Origin of the sequence: Maribacter sp. Hel_I_7 (assembly GCF_000688315.1) — a bacterium.
Taxonomy (GTDB): Bacteria; Bacteroidota; Bacteroidia; order Flavobacteriales; family Flavobacteriaceae; genus Maribacter; species Maribacter stanieri.
In genome coordinates this window covers 1,550,967-1,569,844 of the sequence record NZ_JHZW01000002.1, presented here as the reverse complement: position 1 = coordinate 1,569,844, position 18,878 = coordinate 1,550,967, and the positions used below count along the sequence as shown (strand labels likewise).

Sequence of the window (18,878 nt, the reverse complement as noted above, 5' to 3'; positions counted from 1 at the left end):
ATTCAGTGTTCGGTATTAAGTTATAAAACTGACACCGTAAACTGTTTACTAGTTTTAAGCTTCAGACAACATTTTCTCACCTGCTTCGATAGCCTCTTCAATAGTACCTTTAAGGTTAAAAGCAGATTCTGGTAAGTGATCTAATTCACCATCCATAATCATATTAAAGCCTTTAATAGTTTCTTTAATATCAACTAAAACTCCTTTAAGACCTGTAAACTGCTCTGCCACGTGGAAAGGCTGAGATAAGAAACGCTGTACACGTCTTGCTCTACCTACCGCAGACTTATCTTCTTCAGATAATTCTTCCATACCTAAGATGGCAATAATATCTTGAAGCTCTTTATATCGTTGCAAAAGCTCTTTTACTCTTTGTGCACAAGCATAATGCTCTTTACCAAGAATATCAGCAGTTAAAATTCTTGATGTAGAATCTAATGGATCAACTGCAGGGTAAATACCAAGCTCAGCAATCTTACGAGACAATACCGTTGTTGCATCTAAGTGAGCAAACGTTGTTGCCGGTGCTGGATCCGTTAAATCATCCGCTGGTACGTATACCGCCTGTACAGAAGTAATAGAACCTCTTTTTGTAGATGTAATACGTTCTTGCATAGCACCCATTTCTGTTGCTAATGTTGGTTGATAACCTACCGCTGATGGCATACGACCTAATAAAGCCGATACCTCAGAACCTGCTTGTGTAAAACGGAAAATATTATCAACGAAGAAAAGTACATCTTTACCTTGACCTTCCCCTGCTCCATCACGGAAATATTCTGCAATTGTTAAACCAGAAAGTGCAACTCTAGCACGTGCTCCTGGTGGTTCGTTCATTTGACCAAAAACGAAAGTCGCTTTTGAACCTTTCATTGCAGCTTTATCAACTTTGGTTAAATCCCATCCGCCTTCTTCCATAGAGTGCATGAAATCATCACCGTATTTTATAATACCAGATTCTAACATCTCACGAAGCAAATCATTTCCTTCACGAGTTCTTTCACCAACACCTGCGAATACAGAAAGACCACCATGACCTTTGGCAATGTTGTTGATCAATTCTTGAATCAATACAGTTTTACCTACACCTGCACCACCAAATAAACCAATTTTACCACCTTTTGCATAAGGCTCAATCAAATCGATTACCTTAATACCTGTAAATAAAACTTCAGTAGAAGTAGATAAATCTTCAAATTTTGGCGCTTCTCTGTGTATAGGAAGACCATCTTTACCAGATTTAGGTAAATTACCTAAACCATCGATAGCATCACCTATTACATTGAACAAACGACCATATACATCATCACCTACTGGCATTTGAATCGCACTACCTGTAGCAACTACATCAACCCCTCTACTAAGACCATCGGTAGAATCCATAGAAATTGTTCTAACCGTATTCTCGCCTACATGAGATTGTACTTCCAATACTAAAATAGACTTATCCTTATTAACAATTTCTAAGGAATCATAGATTCTAGGAAGATCTGCACCTGATTGAAATTCTACATCAACTACGGGTCCAATGATTTGCGAAACTTTACCTGTAACTTTTGACATTACTTATATGTTTATTTATTACGTTTAATAATATCTGAAAAATGCTCTCATTTTCAGGCTGCAAAGATATAGTTTTCAATTTTAAAGAAAAATTGTTTTTTTTCTTTTTTACAAAAGTAAAAAGGTGCCTATTAAGCACCTTTTAAATCTTACTATTTTATATACAATTATTGTAGTGTTGCTGGGTAGTTTGTAGGGTAATCACCTACATTCAATAAATTACCAGAGGCTTCAAAATTTGAACCGTATGTAGCATCAATTGCTTTCATAAATTCATTTGCCAACAATGCATACCCTCTAGCAGTAGGGTGTATACCATCTAAAGAGAAGGCACTACCTGTGACCAAACTAGATGTTAAAGTGAAATCTCCACTTGTAATACCACCATTTGCCAATTGATTCAATAATGTATTTGTATCAACTAAAGCTAAACCTGCCTGATTGGCTGTAGCTGCAATTATTTGATTAAAAGCTTCTGTAGCCGCAGCTATTTCTGCTTGCTCACTAGGAATTAAAACCCATTTATCTTCTAACGGAAGCGAAATACCTTCTACCGAAAATTGACCTGCCAATGTTTGAGGCAATCCCGCTTCCATTAAAGCACCAACCGATTCTAAATTTACCGTACCAATGATAGCTGAACTAGGTAATACAAATAAGTCATCTGCTGTTGCCTCTCTTGTTTGTCCATAAGTATTACCTAACAACCCTGCAACTAAGGGAGCTGCTTCAGCAGGTAACCCGAAAGACTGTACAAAAGCCGGAAATGTTGGACTTGCACTTAAAACTCCTGCTATCTGAGCAGAAAGATCAGTTAATGTTTCATCTCTTATAACCACTTCACTTGCCGCTGTTGTAGAAAATTCTATGGAACGTTCTGGCACACCTAAGAAAGCATACACTTGATTCAGTTGTCCAAAAATTCCATTTAAAGTCGCTATTTGATTTCCAAAATCTGGGTTAGTTGGATCTAAGGGATTATGAGGTACCGTTGTAAAATGAGGTACATCAGTAACATTTGGAATATTCGCAACTACTCCTTGTGCTCCTCCTGCTGTTAAAGTAGCTATCAAAGCTCCATAACTTCCGTCAAAACCAACTCCTGGCGCTCCAGAAACTGGTGTAATTGGATTTGTTCCATCACCTCCTGTAGTAGCGTATCCCAATACATCATTATTACCTATCCATAAAGAGAAAAAGCTTGGTGCCTGCGCTACCGCCATTTGCAACACACTAACATCTGGAGTTGAACCAGTCATTCTAACAAAATAAGGATTTGCAAGACCTAATTGCACATTGGCAATATTACCATAACCAGGCGCTAATAAGTGAAAACTTTTAGCCCCAGGTACTCCTAAATTATTGAAAGGACCTGTTGGATTATTTAAGGCAATATCAGTTGTAACAGTTACATCTCCAATCAAATCTTCTAAAGGTACTGGACCAGCGCCACCAAAAACCAATCTAGGACTCTGAATTCTAGTACCAGCAAGAGCAAGACCTCCAATATTATCACTAGTTAATGGTTGTGTAAAACTACCACCACCTGCAAGACTAAATTTCTGTGACAACAAATTTGGCATTGACAATGTTTGACTTGCTTGAAACAAGGCACCATCTGTGAAACCTGCCGTTAATGAATTTCCTAAAGAAACATAATTAGAGAAATCTGCTGATCCTGCTGTTAATGCAGGCAACTCTTCAGAAATTACCTCTGGGTCAAGATCAACATCTTCAGGGTCATTACAAGCTGTAAAAGCTAATAGACCTAAAGAAATATATAAATATTTTAAGTTTTTCATTTCAACTTTTGATTTTATTAGTTGTTAATTGTCCAAGATAAGTAGTACATAGAACCTATATATCCAGTTCCGAACGCTGTATAATACTCTTTATTAGTAAGGTTGGTACCCCCTAATTTAAAAGTTGATTTAATACTTGGCACATCATAATTAATTTGCGCATCTACTACATGAAATTCTGGAATTACACCATTTCCAAAAGTAGCTTCCCAGTAATAATCATCGCTAAATCTATACGATACATTAAATCCGAAATTTTCAAAAAGTTCTTTATTTCCGAAAGATGCTTTGAACTTGTGTTCTGGAGTGTTGAAATTCAACATAACATCAGGATTAGCATCGCGATCAAAATCTAATTTTGTAAACGTATAACTACCACCTAAATCAAAATTACCCAATACCTTAACATCAAGACCAATAGAAGCTCCATAAGAATTAACATTGGCATCAGTATTAGTGTATGTACTATATGCCTGAAAATCTCCATTCGCTATTGCCGCTACAGAAAGTCCGCCATCACCAACTTCTCCGTAAAATGGGGCAACAACCACCTCTTGAGAAATGAAGTCTTCATAACTGTTATAATATGTACTAAAATCTATTACAAACTTATCAACCTTACCTCTATACCCTATTTCAAAAGATGTTACTTTTTCCGGCTTAACTAAATCTGGATTAGCCACTTCAAGTACAGATGGATCTCCGGTTTGCCCCAAAGCCGTAGCAGATGCTGCAGAGTAGGAATTGTTATATGCCGCTGCACCGGTTTGAGTAACCGACGAAGGCTGACCTAATAATTGACCGGTAGCACTCACATCAAAATCTCTTGAATACTGCTCCAAATTATCGGGTGCAGACCCTACTAGAATTGCTCTACCAGCATCCAAACCAATAAAAAGATCTTGAGTAGTCGGGTTTCTAAAACCAGTTTGAGCAGATGCTCTTATATTATGGTTTCTGTTCAACGTAAAACCTGCAGATAATCTAGGAGAGTAAAACCCATCAAAGAATTCAGATTTATCATAACGCAGAGATCCTGTTAATTTTAAACTTTTTTCTCCCGCCATAGGCAATGTCTTTTGAACCTGAGAGTAAATTCCAAATTCGGAATAATCAATAGGACCGTCTTCCTCGGAATCCGTATAAATGGTACCTAAAGAATTTAAACTATATTCTCTAAAAGAACCACCAACTTGTATTTCTGCCCAATCAATCAAATGACTAAAGTTATAATTAGCATCAGCATGATAGTATTTAGATTGATCATAAAACTGTGACCCCACACTTAAATCTGGATCTTTAATTACTTTATTAAATGCAGCTTCAAATTCTGGTGTACCTGGCAACAATCTGCCTGACTCGGCTTGTGCTCTTGCAGCAGCATGAGCTTGAGCATCAGTAGCCCCACCTAAAGTGGACTGAACATAAGCTCCAGTATATTCACCAAACCAAGTATTGTCATCTTTCCAACTTCTATTAATGTTGATACCTGTAAATACCATATCATAAGAGTCACCGGCTTTATCACTAACAACATAACCTCTTACAAAGAAGTTATCGTTCCTAATTTCAAGTTTATGTTGTTCTTGAAAAAAACCTGCTATATTATACCTGTTTGTACCTTGATAAATTGTGTTACCTGTACCTACTTTACCAACATAAGAAAGCTCCAAGCTATTGTCTTCAATTGGTCTATAATACAAGCCCCAATCTGCTTTAATACTTTCTGCATTATAATTCGTTAAATCACTTTCATTATACCCTGTTCTACTAACAATTTCTGAAGGCACCAAAGCATTTGCTCCTGAAGGTAAAATACCCAAGCCCTCTAAGGTAAGTGCAACTTCTTTAATATTGGTAGACACCTCATCACCATAGACATTGATTCCATCATAGTTCAAGTTATCTCTTGTACCCCCAAGTGTATTTCTATCATCCGTATTATTTGCGGCCCAATCGGTTCCTTTTAAGTAACCGAAGTTAACTTTTGCAGCAAATTTATCACTGAATTTATGTGCCGCTCTAATTCCAAAATCAGTATATGAATTATCACCAGAAGCTTTTTGAGAAGTTATTCCTTGTTTAATAGAAACACTTATACCCTCATAATCGAAAGGACTTTTACTACGCATGAATAAAATACCGTTAAAAGCATTTGCCCCGTAAAGCGCAGATGATGCTCCTGGTAAAAGTTCAACACTTAGTACATCTGGTTCAACTAAACCTACCAAATTACCAATAGGAAAGTTTAATGCAGGTGTTGAGTTGTCCATACCATCAACAAGTTGCATAAAACGTGTATTGGCAAAAGATGCAAAACCTCTAGTATTAACAGATTTAAATGTTAAACTGTTCGTATTTACATCTACACCTTTTAAGTTTTCAAGACCACCATAAAAATCAGCAGCAGTGCTGTTTTTAATTTCAGAAACACCAATTCTCTCTACCGTAACAGGTGATTCAAAAATACGCTCTGGCGTTCTTGAAGCAGATATTACAACTTCATCCAAAAACGTTTGAGATTCATTTAAGGTTATTGTAATAGTTTGACTTGCGCTAGTAATATTTTCTGTTGTACTAGTATACCCGATGCTTGAAATCTCTATTTTAAAAGGCGGAACCTCGGAAGTAGCCAAATTAAAATTTCCATCGAAATCTGTCACTGTTCCAATGGTCTTGCCGACAATAACAATATTGGCCCCGGGGATAGGGTCGTTATTTTGGTCAACAACATTACCATTGATATTGGTCTGGGAATACCCGAATGTACCAATAATCATCAATGCTAAAAGTAGTATTGCTCTCATTCTCAATTAAAGTTTAAAATTAGTTGAGGGTTAAGATACAGATTATTTTATATGGATAATAGTAATTTGAAAAAAATTATGCATGCATAGTAAAATTTCCGTAATTATCCATGGTAATTTCTAAGATATACGCAATTAACTTTAAAATAACAGTGATAAAATCATTATCCAAAAAATGGTTTTTAAACGCAAAAAGGGCATGAAATGAATCATGCCCTTTTTAAAATGTGATAAAAAATTAATTTATTCTACCGTAACCGATTTAGCCAGGTTTCTAGGTTGATCTACATTACAACCTCTCATTACCGCAATATGGTATGACAGTAATTGTAGTGGTATAGTAGTCAACAAAGGAGTTAGGCTTTCTAAAGTCTCAGGAACCTCAATTACATGATCAGCTAAATCTCTAACTTGCTCATCACCTTCAGTAACTATAGCTATAATTTTACCTTTCCTAGATTTTATTTCTTGAATATTACTTACCACTTTTTCATAATGCCCCTTTTTAGTTGCTATTACAAAAACTGGCATATGTTCATCTATTAATGCTATTGGACCGTGTTTCATTTCCGCAGCAGGATATCCTTCTGCATGAATATAACTTATCTCCTTTAATTTAAGTGCACCTTCTAATGCCACAGGGAAATTATAACCCCTTCCTAAATAAAGACAATTTGTTGAGTCTTTATATACGTCTGCGATTATTTCAATAAGTGCATTTGACTGTAAAGATTTTTCGACCTTGTTTGGTATATTCTCTAATTCAGTCAAGTATTCATGATATTTTGACTCAGAGAAAACACCTTTAGCTTTCGCTAATTTTAATGCAATAAGAGTAAGAACTGTGATTTGAGTAGTAAACGCTTTTGTAGAAGCAACACCAATTTCAGGACCTGCATGTGTATATGCACCTGCATCGGTTTCTCTAGCGATAGAAGACCCAACAACATTACAAACACCAAAAACGAAAGCTCCTTTTTCTTTAGCTAATTTAATAGCTGCCAAGGTATCAGCAGTTTCACCTGATTGTGAAATTGCAATTAAAACATCCTTATCTGTAATAACAGGATTTCTATATCTAAATTCAGATGCATATTCTACCTCCACAGGAATTCTTGCTAAATCTTCAAATATATATTCAGCTACTAATCCTGCATGCCATGAAGTACCACATGCTACAATTATAATTCTATTGGCATTTAAGAATTTTTCCATATTAAGGTCAATTCCAGCCATTCTAATTAAACCTTGATCCGCCAATAAACGACCTCTATAAGTGTCTTTAATTGCTCTAGGTTGCTCATAAATCTCTTTCAACATAAAGTGATCATAACCACCTTTCTCAATTTCTTCTAGATTCATTTGAAGCTCTAAAAGATTAGGATATGCCACTGAGTCATCCTTAATTTTTCTAAGCTTAATTTCTTTCCCTAATCTAATAATTGCCATTTCCTCATCTTCAAGATAAACAGCATTATTAGTAAATTCGATAAAAGGAGAGGCATCTGAAGCAATAAAAAATTCTCCATCACCAATACCAATAGCCAAAGGACTACCTAGTTTGGCAACAACAATCTCATCTGGTTTTTTCTGATCAAAAACTGCAATAGCATATGCACCTACCACTTGATTAAGCGCTATCTGAACTGCCTTTCCTAATTTAACACCTTCAGTTTTTTGAACCTCTTCAATTAAATTAACTAAAACTTCAGTATCTGTGTCTGATTGAAAAATATAACCACGCTTTGTCAACTCTTGCTTAATGGACTCGTAATTCTCGATAATTCCATTATGAATAATTACTAATTCACCTGAATTAGAATAATGAGGATGAGAGTTTACATCATTTGGAACACCGTGGGTAGCCCAACGTGTATGACCAATACCTATACTTCCTTCTTGAGAAATACTTTTAGCTTTATTCTTTAAGTCCTCAACTTTACCTTTTGTCTTAGCAAGATTTATTTGATTACCATCAAATAGAGCAATACCCGCACTATCATATCCACGATATTCTAATCTCTGAAGCCCTTTTATTACGATAGGAAAAGCATCCCTATATCCTATGTAACCTACAATTCCGCACATAATACTATTTGTTTGAAAATTTTATTAAAATCTAATTGCATGTTAGATATACGAACATGCCCAAAATTTAGACTATTTAGGATATACAACGTTAATAATCCTTCGCTGGTATGCCATCGATAAAATAAATGGATGTAACCTAAAAATAATATGTTAATCTGCTTTTGTATAAGATATCTCTAATTTTAATCGCTTATCAAAATTAGGATCGGTAGCCTGAATATTACTACCGTACAAGATAGTACCTAATGGAGTGACTGTAGAAGTTGTAGGTAATTCCATTTCACCATTTGTAACCTTTGCATCAGCAATACTCCAATTCTGAATATTTGTTGTTAATGTCAATGCCAAAGTAGCGTTCGTAGAATCCCTAACAACCATATTATTGATATGGTCTGTAATCTTAACAGAATACTGTACACCTTTACCGTTAGACTTTTCTATTATCCCATCGAAATTAAGATATGCACCAAATAGGCTAGATGATTCAAGATCAGTTTGTTCAGTTAGCGTATTTATTAAAGGAAATTTATTTTCTGTATTATACAAATACAATCTTGGCGGCTCTATTGCACTACCTGCTGCGTCTAATTGGTCTCTATCTATATAGAAAATTAAATTTGCCTCATTTATAACCCAATTTTGACTTCTAATTTGCTCAACTACACTCTCGCCTCCATCTTCTTCAAATAGATTTATTTCAGCATAAGTACCAGGACCACCTTTTAAATATAATCTAGAAGCATTTTCACCGTTATCCAACGCCTGTAAAACTTGAGGACCGTAGTTTTCGGTAATTAAAGTATTTACAGCATTACCAGAAACACCAGTTGCAACCGTAGACAGGAATGAAAATGTAAAATCTTTTTCTAAAATATTATTAGGGTTATCATCACTAGTATCGTCAATGGTACCATTAGTATCGTAATTATCATAACTGTAAGTCATTGTGATATTAGCACTTTTAAGATCAAACATGACCAATACATCATTACCCTCTTGATCAACAATTGAAAAATGTAAACCACGAATAAATTCAGTAAAATTAGATTGACTTAACAATTCTGAACTTCCTTCTTTATCTAGAATATTATTTTGAAAGAATTCATTATCTAACGCTACCCTAATACCAGGCTGTAGTTTAGTTGGTGTTTGAGACTCATCAACATCTTCTGTGGATTCATCATCTTCATTAGGAATTAATATTTCTTCATCAATAATTTCAACTACACCCTCAAACAAAGGTTCGCCTGTAACAAAATCAGGAGAGAATACTTGATTTGAATAATATTGTTGTGCTTCTTGAAAACTTGCATTTGGATCTAAATCGCGCAAGAAAAAAGTTGAACGCTCTACCTTTAAATTAAATGAAGGTAAAGGGGATTTACTTACATCATCATAATTTTTCCCGTTTATATAAATACTATCCAATTCAACCTTTTCTGCAAAACTGTCTGCAAAAATAGTTTCACCATCTCCATCGTTCAACCCATCTCTATCGGCATCAACACTTGAACTATCTAACGGATCTGTATTAGATGCTGTCTCTACAATGTTGGAAACACCATCACCATCATTATCATTACTACTATTATCTGGTTCTAAATCATATTCATCTACAACACCATCACCATCACTATCCAATGAATTAGTTAAAAAAGGAATATAAAGATACACCTCTTTTATTGTTTCATTTTCCTGAATTGTTGTAATAGACTCATCTGTTATACCCTCCCTATCTTCTTTATCTTGAGATAAATTACCAAACGACGGATTAGCAGCATTTAAAAATAACTGAGAAGTTACAGATGCTTGTGTTTTACCATAAATTGGATCATTATAAGTTCCCAATTGATAAATTGGCAATTTATTGGTCTGTACCGCCTCAATATTCTTATTGTAGGCAAAAACATCATATACTTCCTTACCGGTCGTAAATGGCTCATTCCCAACAACACCTGAACCTACAGTTGTTAAATCTTGCTCGCAAGAAACCAAAAGACCCAATACCAAAAACAACCCCGATAACTTAGGGATAGCGGACTTAACAATAAAATTCATTCAGATTATTTTAAAACTTCGGTGTTATAAAAATTAGCATAAGCCTCCTCAAACTCTTGAACGGGGACATATGGCAACACTGGTTTTTCTTGGTTGGATATATGGCTTTCTAATTCTTCAGGAATATCTTCCGAAGCTAAAATAATAGCATCAGAATAATCAACAGCAACCTTTAACAAATTATTATAGGTAGGCTCTGCTAATGACGCAATTGCTTCTTCTGGGATGCCATCAAAAGCTATTCTTTTAATCATATCCTTATCTAAAGCCCCTTCAAAAGTTTTACCGTATACAGACAATACTATTTTACTTTCAGCAAAAAGTGGTTCATCTGCATAAAATTTCTTAAGATACAATGGTAATAAACTTGCCATCCATCCGTGAACATGGATAATATCTGGCGACCAGTTTAATTTTTTAACCGTCTCCATAACACCTTTGGCAAAGAAAATTGCACGCTGGTCGTTGTCAGGAAAAAGAGCTCCTTGCTTGTCAGTAAAAGTAGCTTTACGCTTAAAGTACTCTTCGTTGTCTATAAAGTAAACTTGTATTCTCTCTTTTGGGATAGATGCCACCTTAATGATTAATGGCATATCCATATCATTAATGACCAAATTCATTCCAGAAAGTCTAATTACTTCGTGTAATTGATGCCTTCTCTCGTTGATGTTCCCATATCTTGGCATGAAAATCCTAATTTGACCACCATTGCTGTTGACCATTCTAGGTGCTTCATAAGACATTAGGGAAACTTCGTTTTCGGGTAAGTAAGGAACTAATTCAGAAGATACAAATAATATCTTTTTTCCATTCATAAAGGTTATATTTTATTTTTCACTGGAACGCAAGTGCAAAATTACAAAAAATATAGAGATTAGCAGTAATTATAGTAAGTTTGCTCGCTAATGCAATTTTCAATGCTGGTAATAGAGACCAAAAATAAGCTTAAGGAAGTATTAAGTAAATTAGACGACAACCTAAGTCTAGGCCTTGTCCCCACTATGGGAGCACTACATAAAGGCCACGCTTCTTTAATACAGAAAGCGGTAAATGAAAACGACAGAGTAGTCGTCAGTATTTTTGTAAATCCTACACAATTTAATAACAAGGAAGATTTAGATAAATATCCTAAAACTTTAGAATCTGACATTAAATTGATTTCGTCGATTTCAAAAGATATTATTGTTTTCACTCCTGCAGTTTCAGAAATATATACCGATTCAGTCGTTCCCAAAATATATGATTTTGAAGGGCTTGACAAGGTTATGGAAGGTGAATTTAGAGACGATCATTTTAATGGTGTAGGCACTATCGTAGAAGAACTCCTTACTATTATAAAACCCACAAAGGCATATTTTGGGGAAAAAGATTTTCAACAATTACGTATTATTCAAAAACTTACTGAAATACAGCATATTCCTGTAGAAATAATTGGTTGTGAAATTATTAGAGAAGATCATGGCTTGGCCATGAGCTCTAGAAATGAAAGGTTGAGTAAAAAAATACGACAAAAAGCTGCATTCATTTATAAAACATTGCAAACCGCCAAAAATAAATTTGGCATGGAAAATGCATTGAATGTTAAAGATTGGGTTATAAATGAATTTCAAAAAAACGATGAATTTGAATTAGAATATTTTGATATCACCGATGTTGAAACACTGACCCCAATCAACAATAAAATTAATAATGTAAAATACAGGGCATTTATTGCCGTTTACGTTGAAGACGTAAGGCTAATTGATAATATAGCCCTAAATTAGAATATAGATATGCAAGTAGAAGTAGTTAAATCAAAAATACATCGTGTAAAAGTTACCGGTGCAGATCTTAATTATGTTGGCAGCATTACAATTGATGAAGATTTAATGGATGCCGCAAACTTTATTCGTGGCGAAAAAGTTCAGATCGTAAATAATAACAATGGCGAACGCTTAGAGACATATATTATACCTGGTCCAAGAAAAAGTGGAGAAATAACTTTAAATGGTGCCGCTGCACGAAAGGTGTCAGTTGGTGATATTCTTATTTTAATTTCTTATACTTGGATGGATATTGAAGATGCAAAAAAATTCAATCCATCTTTAGTTTTCCCTAACGAAGCAAATAATCTTTTAACTTAACGTTGAAGAATTCAGTAAAAAAAAATCTTAAGATTATACTCCCAATAGCATTGGGAGTTTTTTTAGTTTGGTACTCTTACAATTCTACAACCCCTGAGAATAGAAAAGAAATAATATTCTACATAAAAGAAGCAAACCCATTTTATGTATTTCTTTCCGTTTTACTTGGTATTTTAGGGCATGTATCTAGAGCAATTAGATGGAATTATCTTTTAGAACCTCTTGGATATAAACCTAAACTAATTAATAATATTCTAATAATTTTAACTTCTTATTTTGCTAATCTAGGCATTCCTAGAACAGGTGAAATTCTAAGGGCAACAGCCCTAACTACATACGAAAATGTTCCATTTGAAAAAGGCTTTGGAACAATTGTAACCGAAAGGGTTATAGATGTAATTATGCTACTCTTGGTGGTTACTATTGCATTTCTACTACAGACAGATATAATTATGGGCATTCTTCAAGCACGTGGGTTTAATATAACTGGACTTATTTTACTTGCTGTCTTTGGTATCGTTCTGTTCTTTTTATTCGTGTTTATCATTAAAAAGTCAAAGAACGCATTTGCCATTAAAATCAAAACTTTTGTAAAAGGTTTACTAGACGGAGTTTTTAGCATTTTCAAAATGAAAAACAAATGGCTGTTTATACTGCACACTTTTTTCATTTGGGGATGCTATATAGGTATGCTTTGGATTATTAAATTCACTGTACCTGAAACCATCTCACTTTCCCTTAGCCAGCTCTTGGTTGCCTTCGTAGCTGGGGCATTCGCTATGGCAACTACAAATGGAGGTATTGGTCTTTATCCTATTGCAGTAAGCAGCGCTTTAGCGATTTTTGGAATCAGCGGAGTATCAGGTGATGCCTTTGGATGGATAATTTGGATTGCACAGACTTTGATGATAGTCGTTTTTGGGGCAATATCTTTTCTTCTATTACCGTTATTGAACAGAAGTAAATAGTATCTTACAACTAACAATTACCACCTCTATGCGTTATGTATCTTTAATATTCGCACTTTTATTTGGGATTACATCCTATTCTCAAGTGACACAAGAAATATTTGAATCGTTTAAGCTTCAAGAAAGAAGAGACGTTCAATATTATTTTCCAGAGAAAATGGATGAAACCAAAAAGTACCCCCTAATTATAGTACTTGACGGTGAATATCTTTTTGAACAAGTTGTAGCGACATCAAAATTTTATAGTCGTTTTCATGGTATGCCACAAAGTATAGTTGTAGGCATAAACCAAAGTAAAAATGATATTAGGTACGAAGATTGCTCTTTTGATCCAGACAGCGGTCTTCCATCAGAAAAAGGTAAAAATTTTTATGAGTTTATAGGCATGGAACTTATACCATACTTAGATCTTAATTATAGTACAGCACCATTTAAAATGGTAGTTGGTTATGACATCACCGCAAGTTTCATGAACTATTGGTTGTTTAAAGACAATTCTATTTTTGATGGTTATGTAAGCATATCCCCAACTCTTGCTCCGGAAATGGAAAGTAGGGTCCCTATGCGTTTAGGTATTATAGAAAATCAAATATTCTATCAGTTAATTGTAGAAGGCGAAGACAGCAATGATAAGAAAAGGATTATGTCAATGGACAAAAGCCTTAAAGCATTAGAAAAGGAGTCTTTACATTATTTCTTTGATGAATATAAAAATGCCGATCATATATCTGTTGCCACATACGGTATCGGCAAGGCATTTGATAATATATTCGGGATGTTTAAGCCAATTAGCCCTAAAGAATATAAGACTCAAATTCTTATTAGCGATGATCCTGTATACAGTTATTTAGAAAATAAGTACCAAGGTATTGTTGATATGTTTGGCTTTAGCAAACCTGTTGAGCTGAACGATGTAATGGCAATATATGCAGCATCTAGAAAAAAGGAAGATTTTGAATCGTTAAAACCATTATCTGAACTTTGTAAAAAAGAATACCCAGAAACTATGCTTGGATTTTATTTTGAAGCTGAGTATTACGAACAACTAGGTGAACCTAAAAAAGCATTAAGAACATTTGAAAAAGCTTTTCAAATGGAAGAAATAGATTTTTTAACTAAAGAAATGGCCCTTGAAAAAATGGATGCACTAAAAGCCGATTTCGGTTTTTAAACAGAATTAATAAATGGCTAGTCCCAAATTAGCCCAACCTACTTAATTATGATTAAAATTGACGCAATGTACTTCGTTTTTTCCGGAGTGCTCTTTACTTATTTTGGATTAAAAGGAGAATTTATCTTAGCTTATAATGGTATTGCCCTATTTATGGCATGGGCTTCATTTTTCCTAGCTTTTAGCGCTTTTAAAAAAGAAAGATCAGGTGAAAATTAATTTTTAATTTCTTTCTAAGATATACTCGTTTCAAACTTCTTGCTACCTTTAGCCACACCTTAAAAGCTAAAGATGGCCAAAACAAAAACTGCATTTTTTTGTCAAAATTGCGGAACTCAATATGCGAAATGGGTTGGACAATGTTCTGCCTGTAAACAATGGAATACCGTTGTTGAAGAGGTAGTGCAAAAAGAAGAAAAAACCAATTGGAAGTCCTCTTCACAAGCATCAAAAAGAGTATCCAAACCTCTTTTGGTCAATGAAATTAGTATTGAAAAAGAGGTGCGATTAAATACGTTTGACCTTGAATTTAACAGAGTTCTTGGTGGAGGTCTTGTACCTGGTGCCCTTGTTCTACTAGGTGGAGAACCTGGGGTTGGAAAAAGCACACTGTTACTTCAAATTGCATTAAAATTACCATACAAGACATTATATGTTTCTGGTGAAGAAAGCCAAAAACAAATTAAAATGCGAGCTGATAGAATTTTCGCGAATAGCGAAACGTGTTTTATACTAACCGAAACGAAAACCCAAAACATATTCAAACAAATTGAAGCTACAGAACCAGATATTGTAGTTATAGATTCCATACAAACCCTACACTCAGATTACATAGAGTCTGCTGCAGGTAGCATTTCTCAAATTAGAGAGTGCACAGCAGAACTTATAAAGTTTGCAAAAGAAACCAACACCCCTGTAATACTAATCGGTCATATTACTAAAGATGGATCAATTGCCGGACCTAAAATTTTAGAACACATGGTTGACACCGTTCTTCAGTTTGAGGGTGATCGTAATTATGTGTATCGCATTCTAAGGTCATTAAAAAATAGATTTGGTTCTACAGCAGAGCTTGGTATTTATGAAATGCAAGGTAGCGGACTTAGAGAGGTTAATAATCCTTCTGAAGTGCTTGTTTCTAAAAATGATGATGGATTAAGCGGCACGGCCATTGCCTCTACCGTTGAAGGAATGCGACCGTTACTAATAGAGATACAAGCCTTGGTAAGTACCGCCGTATATGGAACACCACAGCGTTCGACTACAGGATACAATGCCAAGAGACTTAATATGTTGTTGGCTGTTTTAGAAAAACGTGCTGGCTTTAAATTAGGCGCAAAAGATGTTTTTTTAAATATAACCGGTGGAATTTCTGTTGACGATCCAGCTATAGACTTAGCTGTAATAGCAGCTATTCTATCCAGCAACGAGGACATTCCGATAGATAAAGGAATTTGTTTTGCTGCAGAGGTAGGTTTAGCAGGTGAAATTAGACCTGTACAACGCGTAGAACAGCGTATTCTTGAAGCCGAAAAATTAGGTTATACCACAATTATCATTTCAAAAAATAATAAAATCGGACTTAAATCAACCAAAATAAAAATACTACTAGCTTCTAAAATTGAAGAAGTTGCCGGTAATTTATTTGGTTAACGTTTATCTCTCATTATTCTGGCCATGACCATAATTATAATGATTACAATTATAATGAGAATAATTTGTCCAAATCCGACTTTTAAAAAAACTAAACCACTCATAATTAAGGTGCAGGGTTAGGTATAGAATTGTGAATTGCTTCTATTTTCTCAATAATATCTTCCGACAAATTAACGTCTATACTGTCGATATTCTCTTCTAATTGACGCATACTTGTAGCTCCAATTATAGTACTTGTCACAAAAGGTCTGGTATTCACAAATGCCAAAGCCATTTGTGCTAAGGTCAGACCATTTGCCTGTGCCAGTTCATAATATTTTTTTGTAGCCTCTACAGCCGTTTTGCCAATATATCTATTATATTGAGGAAACAAACTTAACCGAGACCCTTCTGGCATTCTATCACCTAAATATTTACCACTTAACGCGCCAAAGCCCATAGGTGAATAAGCTAATAACCCAACCTGTTCTCTCATTGAAATTTCTGCCATTCCTACTTCAAATAGTCTATTTAATAAACTATAAGGGTTTTGAATGGTTATGGTTCTAGGCAATGTTCCATGAACTTTACTTTCCTCTAAAAAGCGCATAGTTCCCCATGGCGTTTCATTAGATATACCTACATGTTTAATTTTGCCTTCACGGATTAAATCTCGCATGGTTTCTAAAACCTGATGAATGTTATCTTCCCAATGGTCAGATATATCATGTTTGTATCCTCTTTGACCAAAATAGTTAGTACTTCTGTCCGGCCAATGTAGTTGATACAAATCAATATAATCTGTTTGTAAACGCTGCAAACTTCCTTCTACGGCATCAATAATAGATTCCCTGGTAAAACCGGTAGTACGAATAAACTTCGTCATATCGGCTTTTCCTGCAATTTTTGAAGCTAAAACTATATCTTCTCTATTACCATTTTTCTTAAACCAATTACCAATAACTCTTTCAGTAGCGGCATACCTGTCTTTATGCGCCGGAACTGGATATAGCTCTGCTGTATCTAAAAAATTAACACCTTTGTCAATGGCATAATTTATTTGCTCATGACCTTCTTCTTCGGTGTTTTGATTACCCCAGGTCATAGTGCCTAGACAAATTTTACTTACTTCAATATCTGTATGGGGTAAATTGGTATAAATCATTCAACTTAATTATTTGCTAACATTAAATACAAAACTACTAAATAAACCAAGGGTTCTTGCACCCTTTTCGTTAACTCTCTACCTCTATTAAAATAGGGCAATGATCACTATGCTTTGCTTCCGAAAGAATAACAGATCTAGTTAATCTATCCTTTAAAGTAGAAGCAACCATAGCATAATCTAAACGCCAACCTTTATTGTTATTTCTAGCATTTGCCCTATAGCTCCACCAAGTATAATTATCTGGTTCAGAATTAAATTCCCTAAAACTATCTATGAAACCACTCTTTAAAAAATCTCCTAACCACTCTCTTTCAACCGGCAAAAATCCCGATACATTTTTTAATCCTACGGGATTATGAATATCTATGGCTTCATGACAAATATTATAATCGCCAAGTACGATTAAATTAGGATTTGTCAATTTCAGCTTATTGGCATATTCTTGAAAATCATCCATATATCTAAGTTTATGATCTAAGCGCTGCATATTTGTTCCCGATGGCAAATACATACTCATAACAGAAATATCTCCAAAATCTGCTCGAATATTTCTTCCCTCAAAATCCATATAATCTATACCAGTACCAAAAACTACTTTGTCTGGCTCGGTTTTAGATAATATGGCTACACCACTATACCCCTTCTTTTGCGCACTATACCAATAGTTGTATTTATAACCTGCATCTTCAAATAAAGAAAGATCTAATTGATCTTCATGTGCCTTAATCTCTTGCAAGCAGACTACATCTGGAGATACAGTACCCAACCAATCTAAAAATCCTTTTCTAATAGCCGCCCTAATTCCGTTTACATTATAGGATATGATTTTCATCTATCTACATTTTGGCCTAAAAATAAAAAAGAGTTGAAGATTAAAGGTGTATACTTTCTATTAAAATCATAATTTCACAGCGTTAAAATATTATTTGCATATTAAAACGCATCTCATGTACAAGTTTATTTTATTCCTTTTAGTATTATTTACAACTACTTCTTCATTCGCTCAGGCTTATGGCAATGATGAAAACAGCCATGAAGTAAAGTTGAACATTGGTCAATTTTTAGTTTCCACTACGGTTGAATTTGGCTATGAATATTACATAAATGAAGATACAAGTATAGGAGGAACCCTATATTTTGATGGTAAGGCAACAGATTACAATGGTAACTTTGGTATAGGACCTAATTTAAGAGCATATTTTGGTTATGGACCAAAAAGCGGCTTATTTGCAGAAATATTTGGACTTTACTACACTGGTGAAGATGATGACGATTCTGAAAATTTAGGTAATAGAAATTACGACTATTCTACCGTAGCCTTAGGTCTAGGTGGTGGTTATAAATGGGCAACTAGGAGCCAAAAATTTACAATTGAACTTAATGGTGGATTAGGTAGAAATATTAATCCTGAAGATTTTCAAAATGACTTTATGTTCAAAGCCGGTTTATCTTTAGGTTTCCGCTTTTAATAGGTATTTTTGGGGTTTATACC

15 protein-coding genes are annotated in these 18,878 nt (G+C 34.6%); 7 read left to right on the top strand and 8 right to left on the bottom strand.

All coding sequences use genetic code 11. The features are described 5' to 3' along the window. Window positions 1–54 precede the first annotated feature (54 nt). The 6 genes from atpD to P178_RS0108325 form a co-directional block, all read right to left on the bottom strand. Complete coding sequence (atpD, locus tag P178_RS0108350; protein ID WP_027065795.1) at window positions 55–1,563, bottom strand: F0F1 ATP synthase subunit beta; 1,509 nt, start codon at window positions 1,561–1,563, stop codon at window positions 55–57. Window positions 1,564–1,730: 167 nt separating this feature from the next. Next, window positions 1,731–3,365 carry an SGNH/GDSL hydrolase family protein gene (locus P178_RS0108345; protein ID WP_036145921.1) on the bottom strand — a complete coding sequence of 545 codons (1,635 nt, stop codon included), beginning with the start codon at window positions 3,363–3,365 and terminating at the stop codon, window positions 1,731–1,733. A 17-nt stretch (window positions 3,366–3,382) separates the two neighbouring features. After that, entirely contained in the window at window positions 3,383–6,172 is a 2,790-nt protein-coding gene (locus tag P178_RS0108340) for a TonB-dependent receptor (RefSeq protein WP_027065793.1), read from the bottom strand. A 243-nt stretch (window positions 6,173–6,415) separates the two neighbouring features. Then, window positions 6,416–8,260 (bottom strand): glutamine--fructose-6-phosphate transaminase (isomerizing), encoded by a 1,845-nt coding sequence (gene glmS, locus P178_RS0108335; RefSeq protein WP_027065792.1) that lies wholly within the window; start codon window positions 8,258–8,260, stop codon window positions 6,416–6,418. A gap of 153 nt (window positions 8,261–8,413) precedes the next feature. Then, window positions 8,414–10,321 (bottom strand): DUF4270 domain-containing protein, encoded by a 1,908-nt coding sequence (locus tag P178_RS0108330; RefSeq protein WP_027065791.1) that lies wholly within the window; start codon window positions 10,319–10,321, stop codon window positions 8,414–8,416. Between the two features lie 5 nt (window positions 10,322–10,326). Next, window positions 10,327–11,136, bottom strand: a complete 810-nt coding sequence (locus tag P178_RS0108325) for a glycogen/starch synthase (protein WP_027065790.1) — start codon at window positions 11,134–11,136, stop codon at window positions 10,327–10,329. A 102-nt stretch (window positions 11,137–11,238) separates the two neighbouring features. Between P178_RS0108325 and panC the strand changes: the two genes are divergently transcribed. From panC to radA, 6 genes are all read left to right on the top strand, one after another. Next, complete coding sequence (panC, locus tag P178_RS0108320) at window positions 11,239–12,084, top strand: pantoate--beta-alanine ligase (protein ID WP_027065789.1); 846 nt, start codon at window positions 11,239–11,241, stop codon at window positions 12,082–12,084. Between the two features lie 9 nt (window positions 12,085–12,093). Continuing rightward, window positions 12,094–12,444 (top strand): aspartate 1-decarboxylase, encoded by a 351-nt coding sequence (gene panD / locus P178_RS0108315; RefSeq protein ID WP_027065788.1) that lies wholly within the window; start codon window positions 12,094–12,096, stop codon window positions 12,442–12,444. 2 nt (window positions 12,445–12,446) lie between these two features. Continuing rightward, window positions 12,447–13,412, top strand: a complete 966-nt coding sequence (locus tag P178_RS0108310; RefSeq protein ID WP_027065787.1) for a lysylphosphatidylglycerol synthase transmembrane domain-containing protein — start codon at window positions 12,447–12,449, stop codon at window positions 13,410–13,412. Between the two features lie 28 nt (window positions 13,413–13,440). Beyond that, complete coding sequence (locus P178_RS0108305) at window positions 13,441–14,583, top strand: alpha/beta hydrolase (RefSeq protein WP_027065786.1); 1,143 nt, start codon at window positions 13,441–13,443, stop codon at window positions 14,581–14,583. 48 nt (window positions 14,584–14,631) lie between these two features. Further along, window positions 14,632–14,802 carry a hypothetical protein gene (locus P178_RS23200; protein WP_155941599.1) on the top strand — a complete coding sequence of 57 codons (171 nt, stop codon included), beginning with the start codon at window positions 14,632–14,634 and terminating at the stop codon, window positions 14,800–14,802. Window positions 14,803–14,874: 72 nt separating this feature from the next. Further along, window positions 14,875–16,236, top strand: a complete 1,362-nt coding sequence (gene radA, locus P178_RS0108295) for a DNA repair protein RadA (RefSeq protein WP_027065785.1) — start codon at window positions 14,875–14,877, stop codon at window positions 16,234–16,236. 106 nt (window positions 16,237–16,342) lie between these two features. On the opposite strand, the gene P178_RS0108290 is transcribed toward radA, so the two are convergent. Beyond that, window positions 16,343–17,383 carry an aldo/keto reductase gene (locus P178_RS0108290; protein WP_027065784.1) on the bottom strand — a complete coding sequence of 347 codons (1,041 nt, stop codon included), beginning with the start codon at window positions 17,381–17,383 and terminating at the stop codon, window positions 16,343–16,345. A 70-nt stretch (window positions 17,384–17,453) separates the two neighbouring features. Then, the gene (locus tag P178_RS0108285; RefSeq protein WP_027065783.1) at window positions 17,454–18,218 is read right to left on the bottom strand and encodes an exodeoxyribonuclease III; all 765 of its coding nucleotides are present in this window, start codon (window positions 18,216–18,218) and stop codon (window positions 17,454–17,456) included. A 115-nt stretch (window positions 18,219–18,333) separates the two neighbouring features. On the opposite strand from P178_RS0108285, the gene P178_RS0108280 reads away from it, so the two are divergent. Further along, window positions 18,334–18,855, top strand: coding sequence for a DUF3575 domain-containing protein (locus P178_RS0108280; RefSeq protein ID WP_027065782.1), 522 nt, complete (start codon window positions 18,334–18,336; stop codon window positions 18,853–18,855). The last annotated feature ends 23 nt before the right edge of the window (window positions 18,856–18,878 follow it).

Bases quoted from the DNA above. Each gene is read 5' to 3' on its own strand.
- P178_RS0108325 (WP_027065790.1), bottom strand. From the start codon at position 11,136: ATGAATGGAAAAAAGATATTATTTGTATCTTCTGAATTAGTTCCTTAC.
- P178_RS0108305 (WP_027065786.1), top strand. From the start codon at position 13,441: ATGCGTTATGTATCTTTAATATTCGCACTTTTATTTGGGATTACATCC.
- P178_RS0108290 (WP_027065784.1), bottom strand. From the start codon at position 17,383: ATGATTTATACCAATTTACCCCATACAGATATTGAAGTAAGTAAAATT.
- P178_RS0108340 (WP_027065793.1), bottom strand. From the start codon at position 6,172: ATGAGAGCAATACTACTTTTAGCATTGATGATTATTGGTACATTCGGG.
- P178_RS0108285 (WP_027065783.1), bottom strand. From the start codon at position 18,218: ATGAAAATCATATCCTATAATGTAAACGGAATTAGGGCGGCTATTAGA.
- P178_RS0108280 (WP_027065782.1), top strand. From the start codon at position 18,334: ATGTACAAGTTTATTTTATTCCTTTTAGTATTATTTACAACTACTTCT.
- atpD (WP_027065795.1), bottom strand. From the start codon at position 1,563: ATGTCAAAAGTTACAGGTAAAGTTTCGCAAATCATTGGACCCGTAGTT.
- P178_RS0108330 (WP_027065791.1), bottom strand. From the start codon at position 10,321: ATGAATTTTATTGTTAAGTCCGCTATCCCTAAGTTATCGGGGTTGTTT.
- P178_RS0108345 (WP_036145921.1), bottom strand. From the start codon at position 3,365: ATGAAAAACTTAAAATATTTATATATTTCTTTAGGTCTATTAGCTTTT.
- glmS (WP_027065792.1), bottom strand. From the start codon at position 8,260: ATGTGCGGAATTGTAGGTTACATAGGATATAGGGATGCTTTTCCTATC.
- P178_RS23200 (WP_155941599.1), top strand. From the start codon at position 14,632: ATGATTAAAATTGACGCAATGTACTTCGTTTTTTCCGGAGTGCTCTTT.
- panD (WP_027065788.1), top strand. From the start codon at position 12,094: ATGCAAGTAGAAGTAGTTAAATCAAAAATACATCGTGTAAAAGTTACC.
- radA (WP_027065785.1), top strand. From the start codon at position 14,875: ATGGCCAAAACAAAAACTGCATTTTTTTGTCAAAATTGCGGAACTCAA.
- panC (WP_027065789.1), top strand. From the start codon at position 11,239: ATGCTGGTAATAGAGACCAAAAATAAGCTTAAGGAAGTATTAAGTAAA.